Annotated in this window: 19 protein-coding genes; 9 read left to right on the top strand and 10 right to left on the bottom strand. The window is 65.1% G+C overall.

The genetic code is table 11. The annotated features are described in order from the left end of the window. Positions 1-59 precede the first annotated feature (59 nt). The 4 genes from QX108_RS10145 to QX108_RS10130 all read right to left on the bottom strand — a co-directional run bounded on the left by QX108_RS10145 (position 60) and on the right by QX108_RS10130 (position 4,982). Positions 60-1,133: a branched-chain amino acid ABC transporter permease gene (locus QX108_RS10145; protein ID WP_315721206.1), complete on the bottom strand. Its 1,074-nt coding sequence runs from the start codon at positions 1,131-1,133 to the stop codon at positions 60-62. A gap of 3 nt (positions 1,134-1,136) precedes the next feature. Then, positions 1,137-2,030 (bottom strand): branched-chain amino acid ABC transporter permease, encoded by an 894-nt coding sequence (locus tag QX108_RS10140; RefSeq protein ID WP_315781610.1) that lies wholly within the window; start codon positions 2,028-2,030, stop codon positions 1,137-1,139. Between the two features lie 202 nt (positions 2,031-2,232). Beyond that, entirely contained in the window at positions 2,233-4,164 is a 1,932-nt protein-coding gene (locus QX108_RS10135) for a long-chain fatty acid--CoA ligase (RefSeq protein ID WP_315721204.1), read from the bottom strand. Next, on the bottom strand, positions 4,161-4,982 hold the full coding sequence (locus tag QX108_RS10130) for an ABC transporter ATP-binding protein (protein ID WP_172112661.1): 822 nt from the start codon (positions 4,980-4,982) through the stop codon (positions 4,161-4,163). The genes QX108_RS10135 and QX108_RS10130 overlap by 4 nt, the downstream gene beginning before the upstream one ends. A 339-nt stretch (positions 4,983-5,321) precedes the next feature. On the opposite strand from QX108_RS10130, the gene QX108_RS10125 reads away from it, so the two are divergent. Together QX108_RS10125 and QX108_RS10120 are read left to right on the top strand one after the other, a co-directional pair. Then, positions 5,322-5,996, top strand: coding sequence for a Crp/Fnr family transcriptional regulator (locus tag QX108_RS10125; protein ID WP_315721203.1), 675 nt, complete (start codon positions 5,322-5,324; stop codon positions 5,994-5,996). 24 nt (positions 5,997-6,020) lie between these two features. Then, a complete protein-coding gene (locus QX108_RS10120) occupies positions 6,021-6,995 on the top strand; it encodes a GDP-L-fucose synthase (protein ID WP_315781605.1) in 975 nt (324 codons plus the stop codon). Between the two features lie 39 nt (positions 6,996-7,034). Here the strand turns inward: QX108_RS10120 and QX108_RS10115 are convergent, their stop codons facing one another. Then, the gene (locus QX108_RS10115; RefSeq protein ID WP_315721201.1) at positions 7,035-7,877 is read right to left on the bottom strand and encodes a uroporphyrinogen-III synthase; all 843 of its coding nucleotides are present in this window, start codon (positions 7,875-7,877) and stop codon (positions 7,035-7,037) included. A gap of 156 nt (positions 7,878-8,033) precedes the next feature. On the opposite strand from QX108_RS10115, the gene purU reads away from it, so the two are divergent. Then, positions 8,034-8,897 (top strand): formyltetrahydrofolate deformylase, encoded by an 864-nt coding sequence (purU, locus tag QX108_RS10110; RefSeq protein ID WP_315721200.1) that lies wholly within the window; start codon positions 8,034-8,036, stop codon positions 8,895-8,897. Between the two features lie 12 nt (positions 8,898-8,909). Here the strand turns inward: purU and QX108_RS33495 are convergent, their stop codons facing one another. Then, complete coding sequence (locus QX108_RS33495) at positions 8,910-9,359, bottom strand: hypothetical protein (RefSeq protein WP_409998491.1); 450 nt, start codon at positions 9,357-9,359, stop codon at positions 8,910-8,912. A gap of 117 nt (positions 9,360-9,476) precedes the next feature. Here QX108_RS33495 and QX108_RS10100 point away from each other — a divergent pair, with 117 nt between their 5' ends. The 6 genes from QX108_RS10100 (at position 9,477) to QX108_RS10075 (ending at position 15,872) form a co-directional block, all read left to right on the top strand. Then, positions 9,477-10,658, top strand: coding sequence for an ABC transporter substrate-binding protein (locus tag QX108_RS10100; RefSeq protein WP_172182421.1), 1,182 nt, complete (start codon positions 9,477-9,479; stop codon positions 10,656-10,658). A 246-nt stretch (positions 10,659-10,904) separates the two neighbouring features. Next, entirely contained in the window at positions 10,905-11,774 is an 870-nt protein-coding gene (locus QX108_RS10095) for a branched-chain amino acid ABC transporter permease (protein WP_315721199.1), read from the top strand. Between the two features lie 7 nt (positions 11,775-11,781). Beyond that, positions 11,782-12,819 carry a branched-chain amino acid ABC transporter permease gene (locus tag QX108_RS10090; protein WP_315781599.1) on the top strand — a complete coding sequence of 346 codons (1,038 nt, stop codon included), beginning with the start codon at positions 11,782-11,784 and terminating at the stop codon, positions 12,817-12,819. Next, complete coding sequence (locus tag QX108_RS10085) at positions 12,816-13,562, top strand: ABC transporter ATP-binding protein (protein ID WP_315781596.1); 747 nt, start codon at positions 12,816-12,818, stop codon at positions 13,560-13,562. Before QX108_RS10090 ends, QX108_RS10085 begins: the two co-directional genes overlap by 4 nt. Further along, complete coding sequence (locus QX108_RS10080) at positions 13,562-14,278, top strand: ABC transporter ATP-binding protein (protein ID WP_315781593.1); 717 nt, start codon at positions 13,562-13,564, stop codon at positions 14,276-14,278. The genes QX108_RS10085 and QX108_RS10080 overlap by 1 nt, the downstream gene beginning before the upstream one ends. A 475-nt stretch (positions 14,279-14,753) precedes the next feature. Then, on the top strand, positions 14,754-15,872 hold the full coding sequence (locus tag QX108_RS10075; RefSeq protein ID WP_315721195.1) for a cobalamin-independent methionine synthase II family protein: 1,119 nt from the start codon (positions 14,754-14,756) through the stop codon (positions 15,870-15,872). A 51-nt stretch (positions 15,873-15,923) separates the two neighbouring features. On the opposite strand, the gene QX108_RS10070 is transcribed toward QX108_RS10075, so the two are convergent. The 4 genes from QX108_RS10070 to QX108_RS10055 all read right to left on the bottom strand — a co-directional run bounded on the left by QX108_RS10070 (position 15,924) and on the right by QX108_RS10055 (position 20,132). Further along, positions 15,924-17,054, bottom strand: coding sequence for an acyltransferase (locus QX108_RS10070; RefSeq protein ID WP_315781590.1), 1,131 nt, complete (start codon positions 17,052-17,054; stop codon positions 15,924-15,926). A gap of 106 nt (positions 17,055-17,160) precedes the next feature. Beyond that, positions 17,161-17,853 (bottom strand): SGNH/GDSL hydrolase family protein, encoded by a 693-nt coding sequence (locus tag QX108_RS10065; protein WP_315781587.1) that lies wholly within the window; start codon positions 17,851-17,853, stop codon positions 17,161-17,163. A gap of 56 nt (positions 17,854-17,909) precedes the next feature. Beyond that, entirely contained in the window at positions 17,910-18,287 is a 378-nt protein-coding gene (locus tag QX108_RS10060; protein ID WP_172112673.1) for a DUF2147 domain-containing protein, read from the bottom strand. Between the two features lie 186 nt (positions 18,288-18,473). Further along, complete coding sequence (locus QX108_RS10055) at positions 18,474-20,132, bottom strand: caspase family protein (RefSeq protein ID WP_315781584.1); 1,659 nt, start codon at positions 20,130-20,132, stop codon at positions 18,474-18,476.

The following is a 20,132-nucleotide window of genomic DNA, read 5'->3' as shown; positions in this document are numbered from 1 at the left end:
AGTGCTTCCTCCTGTGGTGCGTTTCGGGCCGGATTGTCGCCGGTCCCTTTTGGTTGGAATCAATGTGAGAACGGGTAGAGCTTCCAGTATGTCTTGATCTGGCGCCAGCGATGCGCGAGCCCGTCGGGCTCGAACATCAGGAAGGCGATGATGATCAGGCCGATGGCGATCTCGCGCAGGAAGGTGATGTTGTTGTTGAGCGCGAGCGCCTTGTCGATGGCGCCGCCCTTGAGGAAGTGACTGAGCCATTCCATGGCTTCGGGCAGAAGCACGACGAAGGCGGTCCCCATCAGGGTGCCCATGATCGAGCCGGTGCCGCCGATGATGATCATGGCCAGGAACAGGATGGAGCGCTCGATGCCGAAGCCTTCCTGCGAGATTACCAGCTGATAGTGCGCATAGAGCGCGCCGGCGATGCCGGCGAAGAAGGCGGCGAGGCCAAACGACAATGTGCGATATTTGGTCAGGTTGATGCCCATGATCTCGGCCGAGAGATAGTGGTCGCGGATCGCGATCAGCGCACGGCCGTCGCGGGTGCGCATCAGGTTGGTGACCAGGAGGTAGCAGACCAGCACATAGGCCAGCACGACGTAGAAATATTGCCGGTCGCCGCGCAGGGTGTAGCCGAAAATCGAGAACGGATTGGCCGACGCCGGTACCGAGCCGCCGGAGAACCATTCGGCGCGCGAGAAGAAGTCGAGCAGGATGTATTGCGCGGCAAGCGTCGCAATGACGAGATAGAGCCCCTTCAGCCGCGCCGCCGGCAGGCCGAAGACGAGCCCCACGAGCGCCGTGATCACGCCGGCGAGCGGGATCGCGAAGAAAACCGGGATCGCATAGGTGTTGTTGATGTAGGCCGAGGTGAAGGCGCCGAGCAGGAAGAAGCCGGCTTGGCCGATCGATATCTGCCCGGTAAAGCCGACCAGGATGTTGAGGCCGAGGGCGGCGATGGCGAAGATGCCGATCTGGATCGCGACCGACAGCCAGTATTCGGAGAACACCTGCGGCGCGAAGCACAGCAGGATCACGCCGGCGATCGCGAAATTGCGGCTCGTTCTGGTCGGGAAGATCGTGGTGTCCGCCGCGTAGGAGGTGCGGAAATCGCCGGCGGGTATCGTGGAACGCGCAACCATGGTTCAGATCCGCTCGATGTCTTTGGTGCCGAACAGGCCGTAGGGCTTGATCATCAGGATGATGATCAGGACGTAGAACGGCGCGATCTCGTAGAGATTGCCCCAATGCAGGTACTGGCTGTCGACATACTGCGCGACGTTCTCCAGCAGCCCGATGATGATGCCGCCGAGCACCGCGCCGCCGACTGAATCGAGTCCGCCGAGGATTGCCGCCGGGAATACCTTGATGCCGTAGGCCGACAAGCCTGATGAGACGCCGTTGACCACGGCCACGACCACACCTGCCACGGCCGAGACCGTGGCTGAGATCGCCCAGGCCATCGCGAAGACGTTCTTCACGGAGATGCCGAGCGACTGCGCCACCTGCTGATTGAAGGCAGTGGCCCGCATCGCGAGGCCGTATTTGGAGACCTTGAAGAACCAGGCCATGCCCAGCATCATCAGCACGGACACCACGAGGCTCATGACGTAGACGGTTTGAATCTGCAGCCCGAACAGATCGACGGCCTTGCTGGCGAACACCGGCGGGAACGGCTGCGGATTGACGCCGAACATCCATTTCAGCGCGGCCTGGAACACGGTCGAGAGACCGATCGTCACCATGATCACGGAAATGATCGGCTCGCCGATCATCGGCCGCAGGATCACGACCTGAACCGCGATGCCGAACGCGAACATGAAGACGAGCGTCAGCGGCATGCCGACCCAGAACGGCACCTGGTATTTGGTGAGCAGCAGCCAACATACCCAGGCGCCGATCAGCAGCAGCTCACCTTGCGCGAAGTTGACGACCTGGGTCGCCTTGTAGATCAGCACGAACGACATCGCGACCACGCCATAGAGCGTGCCGACGACGAGGCCGTTGACCAGGAGCTGGAAGAGGAAGGCGGTGTTCATGATGCGGGCACGCTGTAACCCTCTCCCCTTGTGGGAGAGGGTGGCTGCGCGCAGCGCAGCCGGGTGAGGGGTTCTCTCCGCGGGCGAGCGAGAGGAGAGGGACCCCTCACCCGACCGCGCTTGCGTCGACCGGCGGAGATGCCCTCTCCCACAAGGGGAGAGGGCGCAGTCATGCGCAGGGTCGCTCGCTGAGGCTCGCGCATCATTCCGCCGCCTCCGCCATCGGTCCACGCCCACCCAAATCCACGACCTTCAGTGTCGTTCGGATCCGCTGCGTCGTGCCGTCCTGGAAGCGGATGATGGTATCGACGGGGATCTCCGGCTTGCCGCCGTAGATGCCGTCGATGATGTCGGCATACTTCTCGTTGATCACGCTGCGGCGGACTTTTCGGGTGCGGGTCAGTTCGCCGTCGTCGGCGTCGAGCTCCTTGTAGAGCAGCAGGAAGCGGGCGATGCGCTGGGCCGGCGGCAGATGCGCGTTGACGGTCTCGACCTCCTTCTGCAGCAGCTTATAGACCTCGTTCCGCGAAGCGAGGTCGGAGTAGGTCGTGAATGCGATGCGGTTCTTCTCGGCCCATTTCGAGATGATCGAGTAGCGGATGCAGATCATCGCGGCGAGATGCTCGCGGCCGGCGCCGAGCACGACGGCTTCTGCGATGTAGGGCGAGAACTTCAGCTTGTTCTCGATATATTGCGGCGAGAAGCGCTCGCCGCGCGCGGTCTCCGCGAGGTCCTTGATGCGGTCGATGACGACGAGCTGTTTCGCGTCGTTGAAGTAGCCGGCGTCGCCCGAATGCATCCAGCCGTCCTTGATATCGGCCGCCGAGGCCTCCGGGGCCTTGTAGTAGCCCAAGAACATGTTGGGATGGCGCACCAGGATCTCGCCGATGCCCTGGCTGTCGGGCTGGTCGATCTTGATCTCGATGTCCTCGGCCATCGGCACGCCGGTCGTATCGGGATCGACCTTGTTCTCGGGATGCAGCGTGTAGGCGCCGAGCAGCTCGGTCTGGCCGTACAGGGTGCGCAGCGGCACGCCCATGGCGCGGAAGAACTTGAACGTATCGGGCCCGAGCGCCGCGCCGCCGGTCGCCGCGGAGCGCAGGCGCGTGAAGCCGAGCCGGTCACGCAGGGCGCGGAAGAGAAGCATGTCGGCCAGGCCAGAATGCTCGCCCTTCTCCAGCGCCGCCAGGCCTGTCGTCATGCCCAGATGATAGAGTCGCTGCTTCAGCGGCGAGGCATCCATGACGGCGGCGCGGACGTCGGCCGCGATCTGCTCCCATACTCTCGGTGCGAACAGCACGAAGGTTGGCGCGATCTCGCGAAAGTCGTTCATCATGGTGTCCGGCTCTTCGACGAAGTTGACCTTCATCCGGCAGAGCAGACCTTTGCCGAGCACATAGACCTGTTCCATGATCCAGGGCAGCGGCAGCACCGAGACGTATTCGTCGTGCGGTCCCTTGGGATCGAAGGCGAGATAGGTGGCGCAATGCTTCAGCACGCGCGCCGCCGACAGCATCGCGAGCTTGGGATGCGACGTCGTACCCGAGGTGGTGCAGAGGATCGCAACATCCTCGCCCTCGGTCGCGTCGACCATGCGATCGTAGAGATCGGGCTCGCGCGCGGCACGGGCGCGGCCGAGTTCGGCGAGCTTGTCGGCCGGCAGAAGCCGAGGATCATCATACTTCCGCATGCCGCGCGGATCGGAATAGATGATGTGCTTGAGCACCGGCACGCGGTCGGCGAGGTTCAGGAGCTTGTCGACCTGCTCCTCGTCCTCGGCGAACACCAGCCGGGCCTCGCCATAGTTCAAGAGATAGGCCGCCTCGTCGTCGAGGACGTCGCGATAGAGACCGAGACTGTGGCCCCGGATCGCATGGGTTGCGATCTCCGCAGCGACCCAGTCGGGCCGGTTGTCGCCGATGATGCCGATCACGTCGTCCTTGCCGAGCCCGAGCTCGGTCATGCCCAGCGTGAAATCGCGCACGCGCGTCTGGTAGTCTGCCCAGGTGAAGGTGCGCCACAGCCCGAGGTCCTTCTCGCGCAGCGCGATCTCCTTGCCGTGCTCCTTTGCATTCAACCGCAAGAGCTTCGGATAGGTGTCGGCCTGCTTGACGCGGCCCGCGTAGTCCATCATGCCGCGTCCTCCGCAATGGACGGCGCATCGTCGGGATCGACCAGCAGTTCGTCCTCCTCGCCGAGGTAAGCACGCTTGACGTGGGGGTCGGCGAGCACCGCCGCGGGATCGCCCTCGGCGATCTTGCGGCCGAAATCGAGCACCATGACGCGATGGGAGATGTCCATGACGACGCCCATGTCGTGCTCGATCATCACGACGGTCATGCCGTATTCCTCGTTGAGGTCGACGATGTAGCGGGCCATGTCCTCCTTCTCCTCGAAGTTCATCCCCGCCATCGGCTCGTCGAGGAGGATCAGATGCGGCTCCAACGCCATCGCGCGGGCGAGCTCGACGCGCTTGCGCAAGCCGTAGGAGAGGGTGCCGGCCGGCGCCTTGCGCACAGACTGCAGGTCGAGGAAGTCGATGATCTGCTCGACCTTCTCGCGATGCTTCAACTCCTCCCGCCGTGCGCCGGTGAGCCAGTACAGCGAACCGGTGAGGAAGTTGTTCTTCAAGAGGTGATGGCGCCCGACCATGATGTTGTCGAGCACGCTCATGTGGTGGAATAGCGCGAGGTTCTGGAAGGTGCGGCCGATGCCGATATTGGCGCGCGCGTTCGGCGGCAGGCCGGTGATGTCGCGGCCGCGATGGAACAGGCGGCCCTCGGTCGGCTTGTAGCGGCCGGAGATGCAGTTGACGATCGAGGTCTTGCCGGCGCCGTTCGGGCCGATGATCGAGAACAGCTCGCCCTCGCGCACGCCGAAGCTGACGTCGGTCAGGGCCTTCACCCCGCCGAAACGCAGCGAGACTCCGCGCGCTTCCAACGTATAGTCCAAGTCGTCCTCCCGAAAGTCCTTGTCGGCGCTTGTCGCGCTCTTCAAGCATCGTGTCGCGACGTATCCTTCGTCGCTGTCGTCGCAATCCTAGCCCGCTCACCGGTTCCGCGCCATCCGACGAATGACGGGCCAGCGGGATGCGGTGCACTTTGCCGCATCCGAGGGCCGACCGGCATCCTCCACGCACCAGGGAGGCACCGAGTCGAATGCGGTGGTCCTCGATAGGGGAAAGCGCTATCAGGAACTGTCTTGCGCCTGACAATTCCCAGGCAAAATTCATGACGTGATTGTTGCGATGCAATATGGTTGCCGCGAGATTCGACGAGACGAGATGACGGCTTGATCGCCCCCGACACCCTGCTGCGCATCGCGCCCTGGTCGCGCCATCTCAAGCCCGAGGAGGTCGAGGTCGCCTCGGCCGGCGTCGTCGAGCGTTCCGTCGCAGCCAACGAGCACATCTTTCTGCGCGGCGACCAGTTCGACTACTGGACCGGCATCGTGACGGGCCTGGCACGCATGAGTACGGTCTCGCGTGGCGGCAAGGCCACGACCTTTGCCGGCATGTCGGCGGGCGCCTGGTTCGGCGAGGGCAGCGTGCTGAAGAACGAGCCGCGCCGCTACGACGTGGTGGCGCTGCGCGACACGCGCGCCGCGCTGATGGAGCGGCCGACCTTCATGTGGCTGTTCGAGAACAGCGTCGGCTTCAACCGTTTCCTGGTCACCCAGCTCAACGAGCGGCTGGGCCAGTTCATCGGCCTCGTCGAGGTCGGCCGTACGCTGGATGCAACGGCGCGGCTCGCCCGCAGCATCGCCTCGCTGTTCAACCCGATCCTCTACCCGAACACGACGCGCCACCTGGAGATCACCCAGGAGGAGATCGGCGCGCTCTCGGGCCTGTCGCGGCAGAACGCCAATCAATGCCTGAAGACGCTGGAGCGCGAGGGCCTGCTGCGGGTGGAATATGGCGGGGTGACGGTCCTCGACCTCGATCGCCTGCGCTGCTACGGGGATTAGAGCCGTGATGCGGCATGATTGACGATGCAACTGAGGAGATGGCCCGTGGCGTCCCGCTTTGACCTCGCCGGAAAACGCGTCTTTGTCGCCGGCCATCGCGGCATGGTCGGCGGCGCCCTGGTGCGACGTCTGGCGCAAGAGGACGTCGCGCTCACGACGGTGTCGCGCAGCGAGATCGATCTGCGTGATCAAGCTGCCGTGTTCTCGTGGTTCGCGAAGTCCCGGCCCCAGGTCGTGTTCCTTGCAGCCGCCAAGGTCGGCGGCATCGTCGCCAACAACACGCTGCGAGCCGAGTTCATCTACGACAACATCGCCATCGCTACCAATGTCATCCATGCCGCCCATGTGAACGGCGCCGAGAAGCTGATGTTTCTCGGCTCGTCCTGCATCTATCCCAAGCTCGCAGCCCAGCCCCTGCGCGAGGATTCGATGCTGACGGGGCCGCTCGAGCCGACCAACGAGCCCTATGCCATTGCCAAGATCGCGGGCATCAAGATGGTCGAGGCCTATCGCAGCCAGTATGGCGCGGACTTCATCAATGTCATGCCGACCAATCTCTATGGCCCCGGTGACAATTATCATCCGGAGTACAGCCACGTCGTGGCGGCGCTGATCCGGCGCTTCCACGAGGCCAAGCTTGCCGGGGCTGCTGAAGTCGTGGTGTGGGGCACCGGCACGCCGCGGCGCGAGTTTCTCTATGTTGACGATATGGCGGATGCCTGCGTGCACCTGATGAAGACCTATTCGGATCACGAACTGGTCAATATCGGCACCGGCGAGGACATCACCATCGCCGATTTCGCCCGCGTGGTCGCGGCCGCCGTCGGCTATCACGGCCGCATCGGCTTCGATCCCTCCCGGCCCGACGGCACACCGCGCAAGCTGCTCGATGTGTCGCGACTTGCCAGGCTCGGCTGGCGTGCGACCACCTCGCTCGAGGACGGCATCGCGCGCGCGTACCAGGCGTTCCTGCAGGAGACGGGGCAGGCGGCTACTTAGCACTCGGCTGTCGTCCCGGCGCAAGGCGGGACAACACCGTCAGTTGGGCGCGGTTCGTTGTGCCTTCACGCCCAGCGTGCTGGCCATGGCCGAGATCAGCGGCTTCATGAAGTAGGCCTCGCCCGCCGGCGTGATCGAGGGTGACAGCCCGTGCGCAGCCAGCTCCTCCGTCACCACCGGCCCGACCGAGGCGATGGGCGTCCGCGCCAAACCCTGCCGCAGCCGCTCTTCGACACCGTGCGCCTTGGCGACATCGAACAAGCGTCGCGGCTGCCCCGAGCTCGTCAGCGCGATCGCATCGACCTTGCCGGCGGTCATCTCGTCGATCGCGGTGAGAATGTTCGCATCCGCCGCCTTGGCGTCGTAGACATAGGGCAGCACGGGATCGACCTCGGCGCCGCCGGCCTTGATGGCGCCGATCAGCGCCGAATGGTCCTTGTCCGGGTAGAGCTGCAGGCCCAGCCTATGTCCCTTCAGGTCGTAGCGGGCCAGCAGCTCGGCGACACCCTCCGACGTCGGCTTCTCGGTCGTGACCTGCGATTCCAGCCCAAGCTCGCGCAGCGCGCGCCCCGGTTTCGGACCACGGGTGAATTTGCGCGCCTTTTCGAGTGCGGCGATGAACTCGGGTTCGACGCCGATTCGGCGCGCCACGGTCATCAGTCGGCGCAGGCCCTCCCCGGTCATCAGCACCAGATCGTCCAACGGCCGCTCGATGCAGCGGCGGATCCATGCCTCGACCGGGGCCGGGTCCGGTGCATCCTGGATCGTGAACATCGGACATTGCAGCACGTCGGCGCCTTGCTCGGCGAGCAGTCGCGAGAACTGCGCCTCCTCGCGCGTTTCCAGGATCAGGATGCGATTGCCGGTCAGCCGGTCAGCCATGGCCATGCTCCACCATGAGAGGTGATGTTTTGTTCATCCTGCCCTCGCGTCGAGCGTTGGCGCAAGGGCGCGGAGGGTGATAGAGCAGGGCCCGAACGGGGGCCAAGCCTGCCGCATCATTCTTCCCCACATCATCCGCCCGGTGACGTCATCGCCATGTCCGACCACCAATATGTCCTGACTTTGTCCTGCCCGGATCGCCCCGGGATCGTTTCGGCCGTCTCCACTTTTCTCGCCCATAACGGCCAGAACATTCTCGACGCCCAGCAGTTCGGCGACTTCGAGACGGGTCACTTCTTCATGCGCGTGGTGTTCACGGCCGCCGATCTCGCCGTCAATCTGCCGGCGCTGCAGACCGGCTTCGCCGCGATCGCCGAGCGCTTCTCCATGGACTGGCAGATGCGCGACCGTGCCGGTCAGCGCCGGGTGATGCTGCTGGTGTCGAAGTTCGACCACTGCCTGGTCGACATCCTCTATCGCTGGCGCACCCGCGACCTCTCGATGATCCCGACCGCGATCGTCTCCAACCATCCGCGTGAGACCTATGCCGGGCTCGATTTCGGCGACATTCCCTTCCACCACATGCCAGTCACCAAGGACACCAAGCGCGACCAGGAGCAGGCGATCCTGAAGCTGGTGGAGGAGACCCGGACCGATCTCGTCGTGCTCGCGCGCTACATGCAGATCCTGTCGGATGAGATGTCGGCCAGCCTGTCCGGCCGCTGCATCAACATTCATCATTCGTTCCTGCCCGGCTTCAAGGGCGCCAAGCCCTATCACCAGGCCTATGAGCGTGGCGTCAAGCTGATCGGCGCCACCGCCCATTACGTGACCCGCGACCTCGACGAAGGTCCGATCATCGACCAGGACGTCGAACGCATCAGCCATCGCGACACGCCCGAGGATCTCGTGCGCAAGGGGCGCGACATCGAGCGGCGGGTGCTGGCGCGGGCGATCCGCTACCACCTCGAGGACCGCGTCATTCTCAACGGCCGCAAGACGGTCGTCTTCATGGATTGACGGTGCCGGGCGTCAGCGGCCGGAGACGGTCGCCTGCGCGTTGGTGCTCGACTGCGTCTCCTTGTCGCGTTCGGCTGCCGGCAACTGCCGCTGTCGTTCGCGCTCCTGCATGAAACGGTCGTACTCGACGGTGCCCGGCCGGGGCGGAGCGCCGGCCGGCAGGCCGCCGGCCCATTGCGGCATCAGGTCGCCCATGCCCGCACCCACCTTCTCGTTGATCGACGAGCAGCCGGCCAGGACCGGCGCAGCCAAGGCCAGCACGGTCATCGCGGCAAGCGATCGCGCGAAAAATGCAGTCCGGGCCGGCATGGAGAGGGACCTTTCATCGTCGCTGCGCGACCCTAGCGGTTTGCCATCAATTCGCAAAAACTTGGCGGTTCGAAGTCGGTGTATTATTATACCAATTGCCGGCATGGTCTGTTCCGGAAACCGACCGTCCACCAACGCTCCCATGAACGCCATTGACAATATCGTGCCGAGTCCGCAGCGATGCGCGCGCGACATCGTGAACGATAGCGCACGGTTAAGACAACAATGGCCGGGGGCTGCGGTCCTGATCCGACCAGGGAGGTAGTTTCAATGTTCGTGCGAAACAAGACACTGACGCTCGCCGCCAGTGCGGCGCTCGCCGCGGCTGCACTCGCGTCCGGTGCGGCGCGCGCCGAAGACGTGTTCAAGATCGGCCTGATCGTGCCGATGACCGGCGGCCAGGCGTCGACCGGCAAGCAGATCGACAACGCAATCAAGCTCTACATGCAGCAGAACGGCGACACCGTCGCCGGCAAGAAGATCCAGGTCATCCTCAAGGACGACGCCGCGCTGCCCGACAACACCAAGCGGCTGGCGCAGGAGCTGATCGTCAACGACAAGGTCAACGTCATCGCCGGCTTCGGCGTGACCCCCGCCGCCTTCGCGGCTGCGCCGCTCGCCACCCAGGGCAAGATCCCGGAGGTCGTCATGGCCGCCGGCACGTCCATCATCACCGAGAAGTCGCCCTATATCGTTCGCACCAGCTTCACGCTGCCGCAGTCCTCGACCATCATCGGTGACTGGGCGGTCAAGAACGGCATCAAGAAGGTCGCGACCCTCACCTCGGACTACGCGCCGGGCAATGACGCGCTGGCTTCCTTCAAGGAGCGCTTCACTGCCGGTGGCGGCGAGATCGTCGAGGAAGTGAAGGTTCCGCTCCAGAACCCGGACTTCGCGCCGTTCCTGCAGCGCATGAAGGACTCCAAGCCGGATGCGATGTTCGTGTTCGTGCCGGCCGGCCAGGGCGGCAACTTCATGAAGCAATATGCCGAGCGCGGTCTCGACAAGAGCGGCATCAAGGTGATCGGGCCGGGCGACGTCACCGACGACGACCTCCTCAACGACATGGGCGATGCCGTGCTCGGTGCAGTCACGGCCCACATGTATTCGGCTGCGCATCCGTCGGCCAAGAACAAGGAGTTCGTCGCCGCCTACAAGAAGGCCTTCAACAGCCGCCCGGGCTTCATGGCCGTCGGCGGTTATGACGGCATCCATCTGATCTACGAGGCGCTCAAGAAGAGCGGCGGCAAGACCGATGGCGACTCGCTGCTTGCGGCGATGAAGGGCATGGCCTGGGAGAGCCCGCGCGGCCCGATCTCGATCGATCCGGAAACCCGCGATATCGTGCAGAACATCTACATCCGCAAGGTGGAGAAGGTCGACGGCGAGCTCTACAACGTCGAGTTCCAGACCTTCGAAGCCGTCAAGGATCCGGGCAAGGCGAAGAAGTGAGCTAGCCTTGGTCTGGTGATCACGAGGCGCACCGCATAAGCGGTGCGCTCCCTCTCCCGCTTGCGGGGGAGGGCCGGGGTGGGGGCGCCCCACGGCACACTGCTCGTGTGGAGAGAGTTTCCCCCACCCGGATCGCATCGTTCGATGCGATCCGACCTCCCCCGCGCGCGGGGGAGGCGCGACCGAGCAAGCGTTGTAGGCGTGCCCTTCTGACGAGGGGATGAGACGGGGACCGATCAGACTTCCATGACCTCCATCCTCACCAACCTGTTCGACGGCGTCGCCTACGGCATGCTGCTGTTCGTGCTGGCCTGCGGGCTCGCCGTCACGCTCGGCCTGATGAACTTCGTCAATCTCGCCCACGGTGCCTTCGCCATGGCCGGCGGCTATGTCTGCGCCGTGCTCGTCAACCGGATCGGCTGGCCGTTCTTCGCGGCGCTGCCGATGGCCTTCGTGGCGAGCGCACTGATCGGCGCGCTCCTGGAGCGGACGCTCTACCAGCATCTCTACGCGCGCAGCCATCTCGACCAGGTGCTGTTCTCGATCGGTCTGGTGTTCATGACGGTCGCGACCGTCGACTACATCATGGGTTCGTCGCGCATCTTCATCAAGCTGCCTGACGTACTGCAGGGCCAGTTCGACATCTTCGGCGTCGGCATCGGACGCTATCGCCTGATGATCATCGTGATCTGCGGGCTGCTCACGCTCGGCTTGCAGCTGGTGCTCTCCAAGACGCGGTTCGGCAGCCGGCTGCGCGCCGCCGTGGATGATCCGCGCGCGGCCAGCGGTCTCGGCATCAACGTGCCCCAGGTGTTCGCCTTCACCTTCGCGTTCGGCTGCGGCCTCGCCGGCCTCGGCGGCGCGCTCAGCGCGGAGATCCTCGGCCTCGACCCGTATTTCCCGCTGAAGTTCATGATCTACTTCCTGATCGTCGTCACCGTCGGAGGCTCGTCCTCGATCACCGGACCGTTCCTGGCCTCGCTGCTGCTCGGCATCGGCGACGTTGCCGGCAAGTATTACGTGCCGAAGCTCGGACCCTTCGTCATCTACACCATCATGATCGTGATCCTGATCTGGCGCCCGAACGGCCTGTTCGGTCGCACGGCGACGCGGTGAGGATCGCATGACCACGAACGCACAAACCGAGGTCGGCTTCCACGCCCGGCAGCACGGCCGCTGGCACTGGAGCGAGTTCGCCTTTTGGATCGTCGTCCTGGCGGTCGGGCTGGCGTTTCCCTCGCGCTATCTGATCATGACCGAGATCCTGCGCCTGGCGCTGTTCGCGCTGTCGCTCGATCTGATCCTCGGCTATGCCGGCATCGTCTCGCTCGGCCACGCCGCCTTCTTCGGTGTCGGCGCCTATTGCGCCGGCCTGCTGTCGGTGCACGGGATCATCAACGAGCCGGTGCTGGCGCTGATCGCGGCCGGCCTTGCCGCCACGGTGCTCGGCTTCGCCACCAGCTTCCTCGTCATCCGCGGCGTCGACCTGACGCGGCTGATGGTGACGCTCGGTATCGCGCTCTTGATGGAAGCGCTCGCGGAGCGCTTCTCCAACATCACCGGCGGCACCGACGGTCTCCAAGGCATCGACATCCAGCCGATCTTCGGCGTGTTCGCCTTCGACATGTTCGGCAAGACCGGCTTCTTCTATTCGCTCGCGGTGCTGTTTCTGCTGTTCCTGCTGGCGCGGGTGATCGTGCACTCGCCGTTCGGCCTGTCGCTCCGCGCGATCAAGAACAATCCGCTGCGCGCCGCCGCGGTTGGCATTCCCGTCAACAAGCGCCTGATCGCGATCTACACGGTCGCGGCGTTCTACGCCGGTGTCGCCGGGGCGCTGTTCACGCAGACCACGGCGCTGGCCTCGCTCGACGTGTTCTCGTTCGAGCGTTCCGCCGACCTCGTGCTGCTGCTGGTCATCGGCGGCTCCGGCTATCTGTATGGCGGACTGATCGGCGCGGCCGTGTTCCGGATGCTGCAGGAGCTGTTCCAGTGGATCACGCCGCAATACTGGATGTTCTGGATCGGCCTCGTGCTCGTGATCATCGTTATGGTCGGCCGGCATCGTATCCACGCTTATGCGCTGTGGCTGCCCAATCTCGTCCTCCGGCAGATCGCCGGCCGCAAGGCCGCGGTGACCCTCACCGATAACGAGGCGCCATGACCTACGCATTGGAAACCCGTGGCCTCGACAAGCATTTCGGCGGCCTCCACGTCACGCGCGACCTGTCGCTCAAGATCGTGCCCGGCGCGCGGCACGCGCTGATCGGCCCGAACGGCGCCGGCAAGACCACAGTGATCAATCAGCTCACCGGCGTGCTCGAGCCGAGCGCGGGGCGCATCCTGCTCGAAGGCCAGGACATCACCGATCTGCCGGTGCACAAGCGCGTGCTGCGCGGCCTGTCGCGCACCTTCCAGATCAACCAGCTCTATCCGGATCTGACGCCGCTCGAGACCATCGGCCTTGCGGTCTCCGAGCGGCTCGGCGGCGGCGGCAATTGGTGGCGGCGCATGGGCACGCGCGACGACATCAACGCCGAGATTGCCGAGACCCTGGAGCGCTTCCGCCTGCTCGACGTCATGAACGACCGCACCGCGACCTTGCCCTATGGCAAGCAGCGCCTGCTGGAGATCGCGGTGGCGATCGCCGCCAAACCGCGGGTGCTGCTGCTCGACGAGCCCGCCGCAGGCGTCCCGGAGGGCGAGCGCAAGGATATTCTCGCCGCCGTCGCCGCGCTGCCGCGCGACGTGACGGTGCTCCTGATCGAGCACGACATGGACCTCGTCTTCTCCTTCGCCGACCGCATCTCCGTCCTGGTCTCCGGCGCGCTTCTGGTCGAGGGCACGCCCGACGAGGTCGCACGCGATCCGCAGGTCAAGGCCGTCTATCTCGGCGAGGCCGCGTGATGACCGATCTGCTCTCAATCGAGAACCTCCGCGCCGGCTATGGTCAGGCGGTCGTACTGCCGGACATGTCGCTGAAGCTGCCGGAGGGCCAAGTGCTGGCGCTGCTCGGCCGCAACGGCACCGGCAAGACCACGTTGATCAACTCCATCGTCGGCGTCACTCGCCGCTTCCAGGGCAAGCTCGCTCTGGCGGGGACCGACATCACCGGACTGCGCGCCGACCAGCGCGCCCGCGCCGGCATCGGCTGGGTGCCGCAGGAGCGCAACATCTTCCGCTCGCTCACGGTGGAGGAGAACATGACCGCGGTGGCTCAGCCCGGGCCGTGGACGGTCGAGCGCGTCTACCAGATGTTTCCGCGGCTCAAGGAGCGCCGCAACAATTTCGGCAACCAGCTCTCCGGCGGCGAGCAGCAGATGCTGGCGATAGGCCGCGCGCTGACGCTCAATCCGAAGGTGTTGTTGTTGGACGAGCCGACCGAAGGTCTGGCGCCGATCATCGTCGAGGAGCTCCTGGCCGCGATCGGCACCATCAGCCGCGCCGGCGGGCTGTGCTCTATTGTCGTCGAGCAGCACGCGCAGAAGCTGCTCGCGCTGGCCGACCGCGTCGTGATCCTGGAGCGTGGCACCATCGTGCACGACGCGCCGTCCAGCGCGCTGAAGGCCGATCCGGCCCCGCTCGAGCGGCATCTCGGCGTTGCGAGCGCTGCGGCGCATTGACCTGATCGGCGGGCTTGAGCGGCCGCACGCGAGCCGTCATCCTCGGTTGCGGGAGCGCCTGCCTTCGCGCGTTCAGCAAGCCGTTCATTTACATGAATAAGACGCCTAATTCATCTCTATTAACTCGCGATCGAAGGTGTGGCGATACGGTCCGGTCGTCGCCCATCGGTATGCAGGATGCTGCTCCGCGGGGGCTTTGCCATCTAGCCGGCTGCGCGTCCTGGAGATGGATTTGATGAGGTCACCTCAGGATTGTTCGGCAAACGAGCCTAAAGCGGCCCAGAAGATCCATGCTGTGCCGCAATCGCGCCACGCCTCCGCACGATCTCTCGCCGACGGAATTGTATACCGATCGGATACGGGGTAGGGGATGGACCCAGTCCGCGACGGTTTGCCGGGGTGACCCAGCCAGGACATCTCGCGCCCGGTCCAACAAGCATACTCAACGAATCGACGTCTTCCAAGGAGTGAGCCCATGCAACGCACCAAGCCCCCCTTCCGTGCCGACGAAGTCGGCAGCCTCCTGCGGCCGCAGAAGATCAAGGACGCCCGCGCCAAGCTCGAGAAGGGCGAGATCTCGGCCGACGATCTCAAGAAGATCGAGGACATGGAGATCGAGAAGGTCGTCCATCGCCAGGCCTCGACCGGGCTGAAGCTCGCGACCGACGGTGAGTTCCGCCGCTCCTGGTGGCATTTCGATTTCCTCGCCAAGCTGACCGGCTGTGAGCTGTTTCACCCGGACACCGGCATCCAGTTCACCGGCGTGCAGACCCGTCACGACGCGGTGCGTGTGATCGGCAAGCTGGACTTCCCGGATGATCATCCGATGCTCGATCACTTCCGCTTCCTCAAGAAGCACGCCGATACGGCGCATGTGACGGCGAAGATGACGATCCCGTCGCCGGCCGTGCTGCATTTCCGCGGCGGCCGCAAGTCGATCTCCAAGGAGGTCTATCCCGATCTCGACGCCTTCTACGAGGATCTCGGCAAGACCTACCGCAAGGCCGTGAAGGCGTTCTACGACGCCGGCTGCCGCTATCTGCAGTTCGACGACACGGTCTGGGCCTATCTGTGCTCGCAGGACGAGCTGAAGAAGGCCAGGGAGCGCGGCGACAATCCGGACGGTCTGCAGCAGATCTATTCGCGCATCATCAACTACGCGATCGCCGAGCGTCCCGCCGACATGACGATCACGACCCATGTCTGCCGCGGCAATTTCCGTTCGACCTGGATCTCCTCGGGCGGCTACGAGCCGGTGGCCGAGACCATGCTCGCCAATACCAACTATGACGGCTATTTCCTGGAGTACGACAGCGAGCGCGCCGGCGGCTTCGAGCCGCTGCGCTTCCTGCCCAAGGGCAACAAGGTCGTCGTCGTCGGCCTCGTGACCTCGAAGGTCGGCGAGCTCGAGAAGAAGGACGACATCAAGCGCCGCATGGAAGAGGCCTCGAAGTTCGCTCCTCTCGACCAGCTCGCGCTGTCGCCGCAATGCGGCTTCGCCTCGACCGAGGAAGGCAACATCCTGTCCGAAGAAGAGCAGTGGGCCAAGCTGCGCCTCTGCGTCGAGCTCGCCGAGGAGATCTGGGGGAAGTAGTCAGCTGCCCGAGATTGCGCGGCTGGCGATCAGGCGCGCTGATCGTGCCGATCAATGATGTGGAAGCGGGGCCGGAGCAATCCGCCCCGCTTCTTTTTTGCGCAGCAGGGCGCGGCGGATCAACCGCTGGGCGGGAGCCTCGAACCAGTCATAGGTGAGATATGCCGCGCTCAGCGTCAGCCCCATGAAGCCGATCCAGAACATATGGCTGTCATACGGGATCGGGTGCCGCCAGGATGCGAAGGCCAGCGCGATCGCCAGCTGGATCGGGAAGTGCAGCAGGTAGCACGAGTAGGTCATGTTGCCGGCAGTCTGCAACAGGTCTTCGACACGCCTGGGCAGTGTCAGCGGGGTTGTGCAGACGAACAACAGCACCGGCGTGTAGATGAGCAGCAACGCGGCCGCTCGCTCGGCCAGATCGGCGCCTGAAAGCCAGAGTAACAAGGGAATGCCGACGACGGCGCCCGCGGCGAGCGCCTCGAGCATTGGCCGATACCAGGCATCGGCAACGCTCTGCCGCGCCATCGAGGCGAGCCCGCCCGCATAGAAGAATACGAGACATTTGCCGACCAGCGTTCCGCTCGCGATCCCGGCCAGGATCATCGCCAGATTGAGTAGCGGCGACGTGGTGACGAAGCGCAAGCCCAGGAAGAACGCGGCATAGACCAGCACCTCGATCGAGACCGACCAGATCGGTCCGTTGAAGCTCACGCCGGTCGGCGGCAGCCAGTCGCTCGCCATGAACAGCTGCGCGACGAAATGGCCGAGATCGTTGCTCTGGTAGACGAAGGCGTAGCCGTGCTGTGCGACGTAGGCGGCTTGCAGCCCTGCAACCAGCAGCAGCGTCGCGAGATGCAGCGGGTAGAGCCGCGACAGCCGGTTGACGAAGAACCTCCAGCCGTCGACGGTGCCGTTCGGGATGAGGGCGCCATACTTCCAGAAGAAGATGAAGCCCGAGATGCACCAGAAGATCACGACGCCGTATTCGCCGAACTCGTAGAACGGAAACAGCACGCTGTAGAACGGCAGCGCGCTGCGGACGAGACCGACCGGCGCGTCGGCGACATAGCCGAAGTGCGGGTAGTGCCACAGCAGCACCGAGATCGTGGCGAGGAAGCGCAGCAGCTCCAGTCCGACGAGCTTGTGTGTCCCTGGCGACGTCGGTGTTTCGGGCAAGGCCATGCGTTGATTTGTTAACCGTGTCGAGGGAAGGCTCTGGCCGATCCTAGCCCGAAGGGAGTGAAGGATTGTTTTCGCCCGTGCTTGATGACGGCTCGACGAGACGGCTTTAGCGGCAGGCGAGCTCGGTGGCCTGCTGGATCGCTTGGTCCCAGGATCGGTAGCCCGCGGCATTGAGATGGATGCCCTCGAGCGTGAACGGCGACTCCATCGGCGGCAGAGCCAGGAAGGTCACACCCGTGCGCTTCGCCAGGTCCGGCAGTGCGGCGCGATAGCCGGTGATGCTCGCCGTCGCGGTCTTTTCCATCGTCGCCGTGAACGGCCCGCGCGCCTCGACGGCCGGAAACTCGAGGACGAAGAGGCGTGGCGTCAGCGTCGCGAGTTCGCGCAGCAGCGCCTCGTAGCGCCCGGCGAAGACCTGGCCGGAGTCCGGCTTTGCAACGAGCGCATCGTTGACGCCGAGCGAGACGATGATCGCGAACGGCTGCTTGGGCCCGAGCGCCGGCTTGAGCCAGCCGGCGAGGTCGCTGCGTGTTCCGGCACCGGCGAGGCCCGCATTGACGATCGGGTGTCCGCAGGCGCTGGCAGGCAATGTCGCGGCCTCGACGATGCTGTCACCGAGCACGACGATCGGGTCACCGGCGCGCGACAGCAGGTTGTAATGGACGACGAGCTGGCGAACCGTCCGATGATCGCTGGCGGAGGGCGTCGCAGAGCGGCGCACCAGCGCGAACGTCGCGGCTGCCGCGGCAATCACCGCAAACAGCACGAATCCCAGCCGCGCCTGCGTCTTCGCTGCCATGTTGACGATTGATGCTCCTCGATCCCCGACGCTATCGCGAATTCGCCAACGGATCTCTAATTCGCCCGCGTCCAGGTCGAGGAGCGGCAGACGATGCCGCCGAGTGCGCAGCCCGCGGTCGTCAGCGTGCCGCCGGAAAGCGTCATCTTGGCGTCATAGGTCTTGCCGTCGTCGGGGTTGCTATAGCTGCCGGCCCAGGCGTTGGGCCCGGTCGGCTTCATGCCGGAGAACAGCCGTTGGCCGACCTTGGCCGGGGTGTCGGTGCCGTCCTTGATCCAGACCAGCGTGCCGCAGATGGCGCCGCCGCACGGCGCGAACTTGACCTTGGACGCGCCGCTCTCGCGCAGCCAGACGCCGGTGACATCGTCGGCGAGCACCGGGCCCGCGGCCAGTGCGAGCGAAAAACCAAGTCCAAGGACAAAACGACCGATCATGCGAGCCTCCCCTGTATCGTTCGAGACGCAGATTGTTGCCCATGGATCGTGTCGGTGACGCGGCATGCCGACGGCCCTGGTCTTCGTCTCTGTTGGTCGGAAGATATCAGGATTCGGCGGTGCTGCACCCGTCGCGAAGGTGGCTGCGAGGGGGCAGGCTGTCGCAGCGTCTGCGCGCGCGCCGGTCTATTTCGCCGCCAGATAGACCTCGCCGAGCAGCGAGGAGTTCGACCATGGCACCTGCCTGTTTCTGGTGCCGGCGACGACCTCGGCGCGCACCCGCGTCAGCATCTGCTGCACCTCGAGACCGGGCGTGCCGATGTGCCGCGACAAGGCTGCCGAGAACGGGCTGTTGTCACCTTCTCCGTCGAGCGCGACCTTGCCGGGCGCGGTGGCGAACGCGATCAGCGTGCCCGCGCCGGAGGTCGCGCCGACGCCGAGCGTTGACGGCGCGGCAAGCCCGCTCGCGCTCAGGCTCCGGCTCGCCCCTGTGCCTGCGGCGTCCGGCGGCGCGAACGGATTGTTGCGGCAGGCATCGAGGATCAGGATGTTGGTGCGGACCTGGTCATCGAGTCCGGCCAGGATCTGGTCCATGTCGACCATCTCGGCAGTGACACTGCTCCCGGCTGCGAACGCGATGTCGGTGGGCACGAGATAGTTGCGGCCGTCGATCTGTACGCCATGCCCGGCATAGAACACGACAGCCACCTGGGCCCGCGCCGCCTCGCGCAGGAAGTCGCGCGTTTTGGCCTGCATCGTCGCGCGGTCGAGATCGATGCCTTCGACAACCGTGAAGCCGATGTCGCGCAGGCTCCTGGCAACGGCACGCGCGTCGCGCGGCGGATTGGGCAGCGGCTGGACATGGCCGTAAGCGCCGTTGCCAATGACCAGCGCCATGCGCTGGCCGGCCGGCGCCGCAGCGGAGCCGGCAGCCGGCTCTGCTCGCAGCTGCGGTCGCACGACCGGCTCCGACAGCAGCGACAGCCGCACCTTCGCGGTCGCCTGGTTGGCCTTGCTGCCGGCATCGGAGGCCGTGGGCTTCAGCGCCGCGGCATAGTCTGCCTTGGCGGCGTCGAGATCGCCCTTGGCCTCATAGGCCAGGGCACGGTGCACATGCGCAGAAATGATCACGCTGCCCGGCGGCGTCATCACGTTGACGGGCGGACTTTGCGCCAGCCTGATCGCTTCGGAGCCGTCGGCGATGGCGCGATCGAGATGCCCCTTGGCGCGCCAGATCACGCTGCGATTGATCAGCGGCGAGGCCAGCGCCGGGTCGAGCCGGATCGCCTCGTTGATGTCGGTCAGCGCGCCGTCGAGATCGCCGGTCGCCTCCTTGGAGATGCCGCGGTTCTGCCAGGACAGCGCGGATTTCGGCGTCAGCCTGATCGCCTGGTCATAATCGGTGATCGCCTTGGCGTAGTCGCCGCTGCCGCGATAGGCGTTGCCGCGGTTGTGGTAGATCGTGCCGCTCGGGGGGCCGCTCTTGAGTGCGTCGTTGAAGTCGGCAATCGCGATCTCGTACTCGCCCTTGTCGTAATAGGCTGAGCCGCGCAAATTGTAGATCGCCTGCGCCGGCTGCAGCCGCAGGGCTTCGGTGGCATCCGAGATCACACGGGCATAGTCGCCCTTCTTATTCCAGCCGACCGCCCGCCAGAAATAGATCGTCGCCAGCTGGCTGCCGGAGAATACCTGCAGCGCGATGATCTTGTTGCAGGCGGCGATCATCTGGTCCGCCGGCGTGGTCTCGGTGGTGCAGAGCGGGCCGAGTTGCGAGCGGGATTGGGCGGAGGCCGGCGGCGCGAGCAGCGCGAGAAGCAAGCAGAGCAGCGGGAACGAACGGCGCAT

Origin of the sequence: Bradyrhizobium sp. SZCCHNR1002, assembly GCF_032381435.1 — a bacterium.
In the GTDB taxonomy this organism is placed as follows: Bacteria; Pseudomonadota; Alphaproteobacteria; order Rhizobiales; family Xanthobacteraceae; genus Bradyrhizobium; species Bradyrhizobium aeschynomenes.
Note: the sequence above shows the minus strand (reverse complement) of the source record. Positions and strands in the feature narration are given on the sequence as shown.

Coding starts and splice junctions, on each gene's coding strand:
- QX108_RS10065 (WP_315781587.1), bottom strand. CDS start 17,853: ATGGCAGCGAAGACGCAGGCGCGGCTGGGATTCGTGCTGTTTGCGGTG.
- QX108_RS10145 (WP_315721206.1), bottom strand. CDS start 1,133: ATGGTTGCGCGTTCCACGATACCCGCCGGCGATTTCCGCACCTCCTAC.
- QX108_RS10120 (WP_315781605.1), top strand. CDS start 6,021: ATGCAACTGAGGAGATGGCCCGTGGCGTCCCGCTTTGACCTCGCCGGA.
- QX108_RS10080 (WP_315781593.1), top strand. CDS start 13,562: ATGACCGATCTGCTCTCAATCGAGAACCTCCGCGCCGGCTATGGTCAG.
- QX108_RS10095 (WP_315721199.1), top strand. CDS start 10,905: ATGACCTCCATCCTCACCAACCTGTTCGACGGCGTCGCCTACGGCATG.
- QX108_RS33495 (WP_409998491.1), bottom strand. CDS start 9,359: ATGGCGTTCATGGGAGCGTTGGTGGACGGTCGGTTTCCGGAACAGACC.
- QX108_RS10085 (WP_315781596.1), top strand. CDS start 12,816: ATGACCTACGCATTGGAAACCCGTGGCCTCGACAAGCATTTCGGCGGC.
- QX108_RS10135 (WP_315721204.1), bottom strand. CDS start 4,164: ATGATGGACTACGCGGGCCGCGTCAAGCAGGCCGACACCTATCCGAAG.
- QX108_RS10060 (WP_172112673.1), bottom strand. CDS start 18,287: ATGATCGGTCGTTTTGTCCTTGGACTTGGTTTTTCGCTCGCACTGGCC.
- QX108_RS10140 (WP_315781610.1), bottom strand. CDS start 2,030: ATGAACACCGCCTTCCTCTTCCAGCTCCTGGTCAACGGCCTCGTCGTC.
- QX108_RS10075 (WP_315721195.1), top strand. CDS start 14,754: ATGCAACGCACCAAGCCCCCCTTCCGTGCCGACGAAGTCGGCAGCCTC.
- QX108_RS10055 (WP_315781584.1), bottom strand. CDS start 20,132: ATGCGCCGTTCGTTCCCGCTGCTCTGCTTGCTTCTCGCGCTGCTCGCG.
- QX108_RS10070 (WP_315781590.1), bottom strand. CDS start 17,054: ATGGCCTTGCCCGAAACACCGACGTCGCCAGGGACACACAAGCTCGTC.
- QX108_RS10115 (WP_315721201.1), bottom strand. CDS start 7,877: ATGGCTGACCGGCTGACCGGCAATCGCATCCTGATCCTGGAAACGCGC.
- QX108_RS10090 (WP_315781599.1), top strand. CDS start 11,782: ATGACCACGAACGCACAAACCGAGGTCGGCTTCCACGCCCGGCAGCAC.
- QX108_RS10100 (WP_172182421.1), top strand. CDS start 9,477: ATGTTCGTGCGAAACAAGACACTGACGCTCGCCGCCAGTGCGGCGCTC.
- purU (WP_315721200.1), top strand. CDS start 8,034: ATGTCCGACCACCAATATGTCCTGACTTTGTCCTGCCCGGATCGCCCC.